Annotated in this window: 13 protein-coding genes, 1 tRNA gene and 2 pseudogenes; 8 read left to right on the top strand and 8 right to left on the bottom strand. The window is 37.6% G+C overall.

Features of this window, described 5'->3' with window-relative positions; all coding sequences use genetic code 11:
• The 3 genes from MCO_RS08730 to MCO_RS08720 all read right to left on the bottom strand — a co-directional run.
• On the bottom strand, window positions 1–278 hold a 278-nt coding region (locus tag MCO_RS08730; protein WP_007553965.1), incomplete at its 3' end, for a dATP/dGTP diphosphohydrolase domain-containing protein.
• A gap of 121 nt (window positions 279–399) precedes the next feature.
• Window positions 400–804 carry a hypothetical protein gene (locus MCO_RS08725; RefSeq protein ID WP_245256867.1) on the bottom strand — a complete coding sequence of 135 codons (405 nt, stop codon included), beginning with the start codon at window positions 802–804 and terminating at the stop codon, window positions 400–402.
• A gap of 62 nt (window positions 805–866) precedes the next feature.
• On the bottom strand, window positions 867–1,241 hold the full coding sequence (locus tag MCO_RS08720) for a hypothetical protein (RefSeq protein WP_007553962.1): 375 nt from the start codon (window positions 1,239–1,241) through the stop codon (window positions 867–869).
• 83 nt (window positions 1,242–1,324) lie between these two features.
• Between MCO_RS08720 and MCO_RS08715 the strand changes: the two genes are divergently transcribed.
• The 7 genes and pseudogenes from MCO_RS08715 (at window position 1,325) to MCO_RS08685 (ending at window position 5,796) form a co-directional block, all read left to right on the top strand.
• Window positions 1,325–1,942: a S24 family peptidase gene (locus tag MCO_RS08715; RefSeq protein ID WP_007553947.1), complete on the top strand. Its 618-nt coding sequence runs from the start codon at window positions 1,325–1,327 to the stop codon at window positions 1,940–1,942.
• A gap of 253 nt (window positions 1,943–2,195) precedes the next feature.
• Window positions 2,196–2,571, top strand: a pseudogene (locus tag MCO_RS08710) (hypothetical protein).
• 56 nt (window positions 2,572–2,627) lie between these two features.
• Window positions 2,628–3,062: an antA/AntB antirepressor family protein gene (locus MCO_RS08705; protein ID WP_007553782.1), complete on the top strand. Its 435-nt coding sequence runs from the start codon at window positions 2,628–2,630 to the stop codon at window positions 3,060–3,062.
• Window positions 3,055–3,783, top strand: a complete 729-nt coding sequence (locus MCO_RS08700) for a Rha family transcriptional regulator (protein ID WP_007553784.1) — start codon at window positions 3,055–3,057, stop codon at window positions 3,781–3,783. The genes MCO_RS08705 and MCO_RS08700 overlap by 8 nt, the downstream gene beginning before the upstream one ends.
• Window positions 3,784–3,798: 15 nt before the next feature.
• Complete coding sequence (locus tag MCO_RS08695; protein ID WP_007553945.1) at window positions 3,799–4,380, top strand: hypothetical protein; 582 nt, start codon at window positions 3,799–3,801, stop codon at window positions 4,378–4,380.
• Between the two features lie 124 nt (window positions 4,381–4,504).
• Window positions 4,505–4,753, top strand: a complete 249-nt coding sequence (locus MCO_RS08690; protein ID WP_007553944.1) for a hypothetical protein — start codon at window positions 4,505–4,507, stop codon at window positions 4,751–4,753.
• Window positions 4,754–4,755: 2 nt separating this feature from the next.
• The gene (locus tag MCO_RS08685; RefSeq protein ID WP_007553943.1) at window positions 4,756–5,796 is read left to right on the top strand and encodes a tyrosine-type recombinase/integrase; all 1,041 of its coding nucleotides are present in this window, start codon (window positions 4,756–4,758) and stop codon (window positions 5,794–5,796) included.
• An 82-nt stretch (window positions 5,797–5,878) separates the two neighbouring features.
• Here MCO_RS08685 and MCO_RS08680 read toward each other — a convergent pair.
• From MCO_RS08680 to MCO_RS08660, 5 genes are all read right to left on the bottom strand, one after another.
• A tRNA-Gln gene (locus MCO_RS08680) sits at window positions 5,879–5,952 on the bottom strand.
• Between the two features lie 87 nt (window positions 5,953–6,039).
• Window positions 6,040–6,798: an ABC transporter ATP-binding protein gene (locus MCO_RS08675; protein ID WP_007553942.1), complete on the bottom strand. Its 759-nt coding sequence runs from the start codon at window positions 6,796–6,798 to the stop codon at window positions 6,040–6,042.
• On the bottom strand, window positions 6,795–7,745 hold the full coding sequence (locus tag MCO_RS08670; RefSeq protein WP_007553941.1) for an iron chelate uptake ABC transporter family permease subunit: 951 nt from the start codon (window positions 7,743–7,745) through the stop codon (window positions 6,795–6,797). The genes MCO_RS08675 and MCO_RS08670 overlap by 4 nt, the downstream gene beginning before the upstream one ends.
• Complete coding sequence (locus tag MCO_RS08665; protein WP_007553940.1) at window positions 7,738–8,694, bottom strand: ABC transporter permease; 957 nt, start codon at window positions 8,692–8,694, stop codon at window positions 7,738–7,740. Before MCO_RS08665 ends, MCO_RS08670 begins: the two co-directional genes overlap by 8 nt.
• 95 nt (window positions 8,695–8,789) lie before the next feature.
• The gene (locus MCO_RS08660; protein WP_040299140.1) at window positions 8,790–9,725 is read right to left on the bottom strand and encodes a siderophore ABC transporter substrate-binding protein; all 936 of its coding nucleotides are present in this window, start codon (window positions 9,723–9,725) and stop codon (window positions 8,790–8,792) included.
• A gap of 205 nt (window positions 9,726–9,930) precedes the next feature.
• Between MCO_RS08660 and MCO_RS10910 the strand changes: the two are divergent.
• Window positions 9,931–12,242 (top strand): annotated as a pseudogene (locus MCO_RS10910) (hypothetical protein); the annotation flags it as partial.

The following is a 12,242-nucleotide window of genomic DNA, read 5'->3' as shown; positions in this document are numbered from 1 at the left end:
TGTGTTTCGCATTCCATTAAGAAAAGAAGACAGCAAGCTGCATGCGCTAAGTGTGGTAATCCGCTTTCAAGGTCCTTATCTTCTCCACTGAACCATGCTAATAAATGACGTAAAGCAGCTCCATACAAACGGCTCCAATTCATGCCATGACGCCAATTGCTCGCACCGTATTTGTTTGCTCCAAACTCCAAAACACGACCAATATCAAGCAACGTGAGTGGTGGAATAAGATCAACACGCGGTTTCCCAATATCATTCTTATGTGCTTTAAAAACCATGATTATCCCCCCTTAAGGCTCTACGTATTTATATGTGCGCTATGACAGAGCGCGTTGTGATTGCCTGTCTTGCAAAAATGTTTGTGAAAAAGTAACCTCCCAGCGATTCTAAAAAATTGGATTAACTCAGATTCAGACACACACTGCATGCATCATCTATTAATTTGATTTCTTCTTTTCTTTTTTCGATGAGTTTATCCCTTAAGAAATCAAGCCTATTTTTGACTAAGGCTATAAACAAGATCAGCTCATTTAAGCGATAAAAAGATGACAACTCTTGAGAAAAATAATTATCAAACCAAGTTGTAAAAGCTTGCGTAAACACAGATAAAAACCATTGATTAAAATCATCGTACGGCAATAACGGAAAATATTTTCTATCATCACGCACAAAAATACTATGCAGCATATAGACAAAACAACCTGTTGATGAGGGATCTATGCTTATTTCAAAACATGCATCTTGAGGCGAAAGGACACCATAATATATGTTTTCCTGTCCAATCTTATTAACAAGATCAATCAACTGGACTTTGCTTATAGTGATCTGTGGGACATCTATCATCTCTGATCTTTCTTCTTTAAGATTTAAGAGTGTGAATGCTGCTGTTGCTGTTCATTACTATCTGTAGGAGCAGCAATATGAGAAGATATTACTGTTTGTGATGCATTTGGTGTACTAACTTTCTCCACCAGATGAAGCGTATCTTTTCTTTGTTTTGTCATTGGACGAATAACTCTATGGGATTTATTCCCATAATTATGTAGGAACCAATCTAGTGTAACCCAAGATAGACCTTTGGCTTTAGACAACTGAATAATTATGTTCCAGTATTTTGGAGAAATACTATTGCGGTCACGCATTTTACGCGCAGCCTCATAGCTACAACCAATTTCCTTTGCAAATTGGCGTATAGATCCCCAAGACTCAATCAAATTTTTGACATAAAAATCATTAACCATGACACAAGTAGTACATTACGTACAATTTAAAATCAAGATAAAATCGTGCACAATGAATGAAAAAAATAGTGGATAATGTACGAATGACTTATTTGCCAAAAGATAGACTTAAAATAGCACGTAAGAATGCTGGATATGTAACACCAAGTGAAGCTGCACGCGCTATACCAGCTCTTAACAAAAATACTCTAATTAGTCACGAAAATGGAAATCGTGGTATTTCACGCCAAATAGCTGAGCTTTATGGACAAGTATTTAATGTAGATCCGGGATGGATTTTATATGGCGAATCTCCTCAAGAAAATCCTAGCCTCAATATTAGTATTCCTCTCGTTTCATGGATTAGTGCTGGAGAGTTAAGCGAGCAAGATGGGATAATGGATTTTTCAGATTATCCTATGACGGAGGCTGTTAATCTTCCTGCTGGTGAATGGATTGCTTTGCGTGTAGATGGCGCATCTATGAATAAAATTAGCCCTCCAGATTCTATAATATTTGTAAATATGCGAGACAAAAAACTTGTGCCTAATGCCTGCTATGTAATTGCAGATGAATCTGGACAAGCGACATATAAACGATACAGACCTAATGATGATCCTCCTTTTCAGCCTGCTTCATACGACAAAACAATAAAGGCTCCAAAACTTGAAGGCGCTATCTCTATAATAGGTCGTGTACGGCGCACTATTCTTGATATGTAAACATAATACGATTCTCTGTTCACGTTATTAATTATCAATTAGATTGCTATCAACAGATTAAAGCAAGTTTGCTTGATTTTTATCAGTAAACAGCAAACTTTTGATTCTCTAAATTATGCCGTGATTCGTCATTTTTTTTATTTTTTAAAAAAATAGTACACTATGTACTTGACTATCTTTGGTGCATAATGTACTAATATATTCCATAAACCACAAACAAACAATTGCCAAGAGGCGTTGGGGAGGAGAAATTATGGATAAGCCAATTCTTATTAATTCTAATGAAATTTTATTAGTTGTCTACGGTGATGATCAACACATTGGAGAGTCAGGTCCACTTGATGAAAACCAAGTTTTAGAGATTGTTGATGAAGCAGATGATACCGTACAAATCTTTCGTGTGAATCCTTCTGAGAAAAGTTGCGAAGATATCTCTGAAGATATTGCAGAACTTTATCTTAGAGAACGTGAAGAACAGTGTTTTAATGGAAAAATACCTCACGAATTTATTGAACATAGCGCAGCATACGGTTTTTTTTTTAGACGATATAAAACAGCGCGAATATGATGACGCAATGTATGGTTCTTATGAACAGCAACACCGCTTGCGTCCATGTGATGTGCTTTAAACTCTAAGGGCGTTTGAGAAAGCGCCCCTCTCAATCCCACCAATATGAGGTCTGTAATGGAAAAGCTTCTTGCTACTCAATACAATATTATTCAGCATCAAAAGGTTCAAACTATTAGTGCTCGTGATTTACATGCCTTTTTAGAGGTAAAAACCGAGTTTAGAAAGTGGATAACAAACTGTATTAAAGAACTTAGCTTTAGAGAAGATGTAGACTTTGTACTTTCTACTAAAAAATTATCAAACTCCTCACGTGGAAATCCTTTTAAAGATTATGCTCTCACTTTAGACACAGCAAAACACATTGCCATTTGTGAACCTAGTCTCAAAGGTAAACAAGTGCGTGAATATTTTCTGAAATGCGAAAAAAAGGAAAATTCAAAAATCGATTATTCAAATCCTGAAACATTAGAAGATTTCTTAAGACATCTAAGACAGCAAATTAAGCACAATGACAATGTTGTCACAACGAACGGAGTGAAGCATGCATAATTTTATCACAACATCTGAAAGCGATTTTCAAAACACAACAGTTCAAACGATGTCTAGTCGTGAAATTGCAGAGTTATGCGGTAAAAGACATGACCATGTCATGCGTGATATTAAAAAAATACTTGAAGAATTATACACTGAAGGAGGTCTCCCCAAATTTGGGGGCACCTATTTAGATAAACAAGGCAAATCTCAAAACTGCTATCATCTCCCCAAGCGTGAATGTTTAATTCTCGTATCTGGTTACAACATGACATTACGAGCAAAAATAATTGACCGCTGGCAAGAATTGGAAAAGCAAGCAGTAATACCACAAATCGACTACTCAAGCCCTCAAGTTATGCTTGGTGTTTTAACATATCTCAAAAATGAAAATGAACAAAAAGATAACATTATTGCAAATTTAAAACCAAAGGCAATGGCTCTTGAAAGCTTACAGCGTCATGACGGACTCTTCGGTCTTACAGAAGCTGCTAAAATACTAGAGATGCAACCAAAACAGTTCATTCTCTTCTTACAGCAAAAAGGTTGGGTTTACAGACGAGCAGCAGGTGGAAATTTGCTTCCTTATCAAGACAAAATCCAAAAGAAACTTATGGACTGCCCAACCATCACACTTCAAACCGCAAGTGGCATAGAAAAAGTCATTCCTTGCGCAAAAATCACAACAAAAGGCATGGGGCTGCTGTCTCAAGAGCTTAAAAGACAAAGCATGCATTAATTAAGGAATGCAATAATGGAAAAGAAATACGAACTTACTGATGAAACAACAGAGGTTTATGGCAAAACTCTCCACCGCATTCGCGCATTAAGAGATTTTGGAAAAGTAAAAAAAGGTGATTTAGGAGGCTATATCGAAAAAGAAGACAACCTATCGCATCATGGTAATTGCTGGATTGGCGGTTATGCTTGTGTTTATGATGATGCTAAGGTTTACGAACATGCACAAGTTTACGGTCATGCAGAAGTTTACGGTAATTCTCGTATTTATGGACATGCAGAAGTTTTCAATGAACCACGTATTTACGGTCATGCAGAAGTTTACGGTGATGCATATATTTGCGGTGAACCTGAAATTTTTGATAATGCACAAATTTACGCAGAAGCACAAGTTTACGGTAGTGCACGCGTTTACGATAAGGCACAAGTTTACGGTGAGGTATATATTTACGATAGGGCGCGTGTTTACGGCAATGCGCATGTTTACGGTGATGCGCATGTTTACGGTCATGCAAAAATTTACGGTGAAGCATGTGTATGTTGGGACGACTGGATTGATGACGATAGAAGAATCTCAACTAGAGAACAAACCAGATGAGAAAATACGAACGACTAGTCTTATAGTATCTCTATAAGCCGTTTCTAACACCGAAAAACCAACTTTTAACACCAGCGCGATTCACGCCACGGGTGAATTACATCTAAAATGAAGGGGAATAAACATGCCACACCGCCCACCTACTATCACGCAGCCAGCTATTGCTCGTGCTTTAAGAGAAGCTAAAAAACAAAGATGCGAATTAATAGAAATCAAACCTACAGGGGAATTATTGATTCATATCAATAAAATCATAACACCAACAACGACAGATAATACTTATAGCATTGACGATTTTCCACCGCTTGAAAATGAACAAGAAGACTACGAGACCAGCAAAAGCTGCCCCTCTGTCGACGGTATAAAGTTTTAGCCATGCCAAAACGCCGTCCACCGCATCTTGTTCGTGAACGTACACGCCATGGTAAAGTTATATGGTATGTACGTATTGGTCATGGACCACGGTTTCGGATTGAAGGAACCTATGGAACGCAAGAGTTTGTTGACAATTATACGCTGGCTATTAAACAAGCGCAAAATGGCTCCTCCAAAACAAAGAGGCGTACCAGACTCACAGAAGGGTCTTTCGATTGGTTGTTGCATCAGTATTTACAAAGCATGCAATGGCATAATCAATCAGAATCCACGAAAAAAGTTAAGTATAGAATTCTGAATAATGTTTCTAAACATATCGGCGACTGCTCTTATAAAAGTATAGAAAAACAGCATATTCTTGATTCGGTGGAAAGAAGACGCGCAAAATCGGCAGCAGCAAGACATTTCTTAACGGCTTTAAATGGTCTTTTCAATTGGGCTGTTGATAATGCCCTTTTAAATAGAAATCCTGCCTTTAATATAAAAGCGCCTAAATCCTTTAACGTAGAAGGGTTCATACCATGGTTAGAAGAAGATATTGACAAATATTATCATCGCTGGATGCTAGGAACGCATGAACGTGTATGGATTGACGTCCTTTTGTATACAGGTTTACGTCGTGGTGATGCCGTTCGTATCGGCTGGAAAGATATCACAACAGATAATATTATTCATTTAAAAACAGAAAAGAGCCAATTTAAAACAGATGTTTTTCTCCCGATTTTACCTGAATTAGCAGAAACACTTAAAATTGGACCTATTGGAGATGAAACATTTATTTGCGGTAAAGAAGGTAAAAAACTGACCAAAGAAAGTTTTGGTAATCTGTTTCGTAAAGCTTGTAATGCAGCAGGTATTAAAAAATCAGCCCATGGATTGCGAAAATTAGCAGCAACACGTGCAGCAAATGCAGGTGCGACAGTTTCGCAAATGAAAGCGCTTTTTGGCTGGACAGAAGATAACATGGCATCCCTTTATACCAAAACAGCCGATAGAAAACGACTTGCAATAGAAGCAATCAAAAAACTTCAAAAAAGTTAGGGATAGGTGGAAAATAAGTTAAAAGAATCAACGGAATCAAAATTCCCAAACTTTTATATAACCTATTGATTCCATTAAATAATGGCTGGGGAACTTGGATTCGAACCAAGATTGACGGAGTCAGAGTCCGCTGTTCTACCATTAAACTATTCCCCAGTACGCAGATGCCATTGTTTTTTAGCAGATTTTACAGTGTGCGCAAGTATAAAAGAGTGTTTACGATTATTGATAGTGAGATGAATATCATAGATAATAAAGGGCGATAGGTACGCCATTAATTGTTTTGATCTGAATATCCACATCATAAATGTCTTTAAGAATTTCTGGCTGTATAATGTCTTGTGGTGTTCCACAATAAGCCGCTTTCCCATTTTTGAGTGCAACGATCATATCTGAATAAGATGATGCGAAATTAATATCATGCATGACAATCAGAATAGTTTTTTTAAGTTCATCAGCTGTACGGCGTAATTGTTTCATCATGGAAACAGCATGTTTCATGTCCAGATTGTTTAATGGTTCGTCTAACAGAAGATAATCAGTATCTTGACAGATGACCATTGCAATAAAAGCTCGTTGACGCTGTCCACCAGAAAGTTCATCTAAAAAGCAGTCTTTTAGATCTTGTAAGCCGAGATATCGGAGTGCACTCTCAATAAATTGTTTGTCTTCTTTAGTATACCAACCTTTTGAGTAAGGATAGCGGCCGAAGCTTACTAAATCATACACGGTTAAACGAAAAGACAAAGGGTTATCTTGACGTAGAATTGAGAGTTTTTGAGCTAAAATATCATGGGACATTTTATTAATATCAAAGCCGTCGATATTAATTGATCCTTTATGATGCGGTAACAGACGTCTTATCAGCATCAAAAGCGTTGATTTGCCAGAACCATTGGGGCCAATGAGAGAAATAATTCCCCCTTTAGGAAGATGAAGAGATAAATTATCGATAATCAATCGCGCTCCATAAGCCTTGGAAAGATGATTGATTTCAATCATTTTAGTTTTCCCTTCATTAATAAAAATAAGAAGACAGTTCCACCACAAAATTCAATAATAAAACTTAAGCGTCCTGCCATATTAAAAACTTGTTCCAAAACAAATTGTCCACCAACTAAACAAATTATCGCCAATAATATTGCAACTGGTATAACAACACTGTGTTTTGCCTGAGGAGAGAGTTCATAGGAGAGGTTGGCAACTAACAGTCCAAAAAAGGTGACGGGTCCTACCAGTGCTGTGGAAATGGATACGAGAATAGAAACAAATATAAGGATAGCTGTAGTACTTTTGTGATAATCAACTCCAAGATTGAGCGCGTTCTCGCGTCCGAGAGCAAGAATATCAAGAAGGTGGCGTGAACGCCACCCAATCAGACTTACAATGAAGACAATAATTGTGGCAAAGCCTATTAACGGCGTATTGAATTTGTTAAAATTTGCAAACATAATGTCAGTAAGATTCATCATTTGGTCTGGGTTTAATTGCAATTGCATGAACATGCGTAAACTGAAAAAAAAGCCTCCAAAAACAATACCAATCAGTAAGGTTAAATGAAGCCCTTTGAGACTCCCTGAAAAGAGCCAGCGGAAAAGGCTTATTGAAAAGAGAATAAGAATGAGAGCTTCAAGAATGAGTTGTCCTTCTTCATTTAAAAAGGGCAAAGAAAGAGAGCCAAGAAAATAAATCGTAATGGTTTTTATTAAAATATACAGTTGATCAAACCCCACGATAGAAGGAGTAAGAAGACGATTGTTAACAACTGTCTGAAATAAAACAGTAGAAACGCTTATTGCATACGCAATGAGAAGAAGAGATGCAAGTTTTGTGAAACGAAATTTCCACGTATAAATGTTGATATTCCATGACATATAGAGGCTTATTATAGTGCATGCCATTACGATAAGTGCTGTTAGTACAAGCGTTGTTGTTTTCTTTTTATCCAAGACGCTTTCTCCAGCGTAAAAGAAGTATAATGAAAATAAAACTACCGATAACCCCCATTATAGTGCTGATGGGAATTTCAAGAGAAGGATGAATTATTCGTCCTAAAATATCACAGATCAAAACCAATCCTGCACCGCTGATTGCTACCCAAGGAGCGGTATGACGCATGTTGTCACCCATGAAATTTGAAACAAGGTTTGGAATAATCAGCCCAACGAAAGGGATTCGTCCGACTGTACAGACGATAACAGCAGTGATTGATGCGACAATAAAAAGACCAAAGAGCATGACAGTACGATAATTAAGCCCAAGGTTATTGGTTAAGTCTTCTCCCAGACCTGCTACTGTAAAACGGTCAGCGGTGCAATAGGCAAGAATGCATAAGGGAAGAGAGAGCCATAAGAGTTCATATTTTCCTTCAAGAATCATCGCAAAGCTGCCAAATAAATAAGCTTGAAGAGAAGGAAGCAACATCTCATAATCAGCAATAGCGTTGGTTAAGGAGCCAATAACATATCCCAGCATAATCCCTGTGAGTGGTACAATGAGGGCAGATTTTAGAGGAATGCGGCGCAATAAAAACATAAAAAAAAGTGTGCCAGTCATAGCAAAAACTGTAGCGATAATCATTTTTCCAAGCACAGGGATATTGGGTAGAAAAATCATAACAAAAAGAATCCCAAGAGATGCAGATTCAACAGTTCCAGCAGTTGATGGTTCAACAAAGCGATTGCGTGCAAGAAGTTGCATAATCATGCCGGAGAGGGAAAGAGCTATGCCTACCAAAAGCACTGCGGCTGTGCGGGGAAGGCGTGTTTGCCAAAAAATAAGCAAAGCATGAGTATCACCTGATAATAAGTCAGAAAGTGTTACATCAGAATAACCAACAAAAATGCTAAGGATAGACAATAGAGCAAGAATGGTTACGGCTATCCAGTAATTTTTCACGTTAAATTATTTTCCAACAGAAAAAAGCAAAGATTGCTTATAGACAACCTTTGCTCTTAGATTTTATTTCTAAAACAAGCAAGCTATTTATACGCTTATTTATTTTTTGTAAAAGCTTCACTGATCTGTTGCGTTGCTTCGTTAAGTCCAGTGAGACCACCATTTGCACGATACCAGCTCCAAGAATCTAAATAAATAATTTGATTTTGTTTTCCAGCAGTTGTGCGTTTAACAAGTTCATTATCGAGCAGTTGTGCCGCAGATTGTCCTTCTCGCCCAATTGCGGCATCACGGTCAATAACCAGTAGCCAGTCAGGATTAGTCTCAAAAATAAATTCAGGAGAAATAAGTTGCCCATGTTTTTGCACGGTGAGTTTATCGGTTGCAGGAGAAATTCCAAATGCGGAATGAAAAATATCAAAACGCGACTTTGGTCCTAAAGCACTGATTTTTCCGCCAGAGGTCATGAGCACGAGCCCTGTGCCTTTTCCTTGAGTGTTTTGACGGACTTTTACTAAATTTTCATTGAGTTGTGCAATTTCCTTTTCCGCTTCCTTTTCTTTACCAAAAATTTTTCCAAGAATAGACACATTCCGTTTAATATCTTCAAGAGAGTTTTCATTTCTTACTGTAAGATCAATAGTTGGAGCGATTTTGGATAAATCGTTGTATTTGGCTTGAGTTCGCGAGGAAATAACAATGAGATCAGGTTGAAGCGTAGCAATTTTTTCATAATTTGGTTCAAAAACGGTACCAATTTTTTCATATTGCGCGTCATCAAATTGTTGCAAATACGCAGGTTTTTTTCCTTCAGGTACACCGGCAACTGCTTTGATACCAAGGCGGTTCATGTTATCCAGCGTTGCAAGATCGAATACTATAACCTTTTGAGGAGAGCTGGGGACACTAGTGGTGCCTGAAACATGGTTAATAGTTACATTTGTATTAACACTTATATCTGCCCATGAAAACGTTGCAAAACTGATTGCTACAATAAAGACAGAAATTACATGTTTTAGATATTTGATCATCGTCATTTTATCTCATCCTTTTATTTTATAAATTACAATAAATTGAATATTTAAAAACTTAACTTAGGCGGACTTATGTTCAAAATGATATTTTAATAAACAACAATATGTTGCAAAGTTGTCTAGTGTATGTTACAAATCGTGCTACTACCATATTTTCACTTAATTTTAATGCTTTTGCAAGTTAATTTAGAAAGTTTGACACATGATCAATGTATTTAAAAAGCGTACACATTTGTACGCACTGACAACCAGTGCCCTCTTTTTTTTACAAGGTATAGATGTTTCTGTAGGAGAAGGTAATATTCAAGCCGTTGTTAGTTCTCTTCCAGCCGAAATCGTATCACCTAAGTCTTGCGAGTCTAGTTCTAGTAGTATGGAGTATGGTCCTATTAAATGTAATAATAAAAATTTTACAATGAAAGGAGGTAAGATTAAGGTAAAAGAATATGGCGAAAATGCTGTGTATGCAACAGGTCGTAGAGCAAATGTTAAATTAAGGGGTTTATCTATAGAGGGTGTAACTGGTGAAGGTGAAGATGGAGATGAGGAAGAGGCCGGTTTTGCGAGTGCTATATATGCGGAAGAGAGTGCTGCTGTTGAGTTAGTTAACACGAATATTAAGACTTTTGCGACGGGAATTGAAGTAGGAGGGGGTGCGGTAGCTAATATGAAAGGTGGAGAAATAACCAATGTCGAGACAGCTGTTTTGGCTGGTGGCTCATCTGTTTTTTTGAGTGAGACGGCTATTAATACAAGTGGAATGGCTCTATTTGCTTATGATGGGGCAGGATTAACAATGCAATTTGGATCGCTTACTTCTCCAAAAAGCATTAGTGTGGGCGGCTCTAGGGTCCACTCCAGTAGTGGGGCGTCTATTAAACTGGATGGGGTTAATGTTAAAATAGAAGCTGGAGCACAATCTCAAGAAGAATCTAAAAAATATTATGATGTCTTTTTAACTTCAGAAAATGGTTTTGTTTCTTTTACTAATGGACGGTTTGATAGCTCCGATGCCATTTTCTTGTGGGTTGATGAGTCTTCTAGCCGTGTTCCTAAAGTTTTAGATGGTTATGGAACAAAAGTTTCCAATGTTTCTCTTGCTAAGGTTCTCAATGTTCCTTTGAAAGAAAGTTGGAATAGCTTATATACCCATCAACAAATTGCTGAAGCAAGAAAAAAGCATAATGAAATTTATGGAGCTCATGAAGAAAAAGATTACGCTTGGGATAATTTTGTCTCTGTTGCAAGCAAGTTTATAGCTTTTGGAGAGATGGGTTCTTTTAAGATTAGTGGTGGTATCAAATCTTCAGAGATTAATGTGAAAGGTTCGGAAGGGGTGGGCATAGCTTTTCACAAGAGTGAAAACCAAGAAAAAGGACAAAATGAAGGTAGAGAGCAAAGTGGGAACAGTGGTGATAAAAATGTAAGATATGTAGTTTCGTTGGAAAATTCTGTTTTAAAAGTTCCAGATGGTGAAGCCATTTACAGTGATGTGGCGAAAAGTTCTGTTATTCTAAGTAAGAATTCAGAACTTTCTGGTGATCTATTATTGAAAGCTCAATTTCCTTCCTATATTTCGGTTTTTGCAGATGACTCGGTAATTGAAGGTGACCTTTTCATTGAGAAGGGTGCTATTGCAGAGTTTTACTTGTCTGGGAAATCGGAGTGGCGTTTAAAAAAAGGTAAAAACGAGAAGAGAGGCAATCAGGCAGGAGAGAATGGTGTTTGTGTAGCTTTATGTATTGCGTCTCTGAATCTTAAAGACAGTACTCTTAAATTCATAGCTTCGCAAAATGGAAATGATAATGAAAGTTATCAAACTCTTCGTATCGGGAGTGGGAGCGGTGTTGTTTACAGTTCTGAAGATGGTTGGGTTCATTTTAATGTACGTCCGAAAGTTAGACGTGGAAGTGATAATGGCCAGCAAGGTTCAGGTAAGCAGGATTCAGATAGGCTTTTCATTCATGGTGATGTTTCTGGAAAAACGACAGTACATGTAAATGCTGTTTCAGGAGATGTTGAGGAAGGATATGATCAGAACTATAGTGCTTTACTTATTCGGGTTCTGGGGAATGCAGAAAAAGACTCTTTTCGGTTGAATGGTGAATATGTCACGTTTGGTTCACCTTATCAATACGTTCTTAATGCTTATGGTCCGTTTCTTCCTCCGAGGAAAATGTATTTGAATGGTAAATTAGTAACAAGCGGAAAAATTTGGGACTTTCGTTTAGAAAATAAAGATTATTCTTCAATATCTATTCCAGATCCGTATAGGTCTTACGTTACACATAGTGAACCTCATAAACGTAAGGAAACCCTTGTAGTTAAGGATGTAAACGAGGGAATTGTAGAGGTAGAGGTTGTTGATGAGGAGCTTGAGGCGCTTGAGCAATTTCTTGAGGCGCCTGAGCAATCTGGTGGAGAGTCTTCTGCCCTTCCGTCTTCTCTGCCATCTGCAAGTTCTCTGCCTGTAGAACGTTTTGCATCTAATGATCTTGCTAGCTCTGGCGGAGA

This window comes from Bartonella sp. DB5-6 (genome assembly GCF_000278115.1).
Lineage (GTDB): Bacteria > Pseudomonadota > Alphaproteobacteria > Rhizobiales > Rhizobiaceae > Bartonella > Bartonella refiksaydamii.
This window is presented reverse-complemented; position numbering and strand designations above follow the sequence as displayed.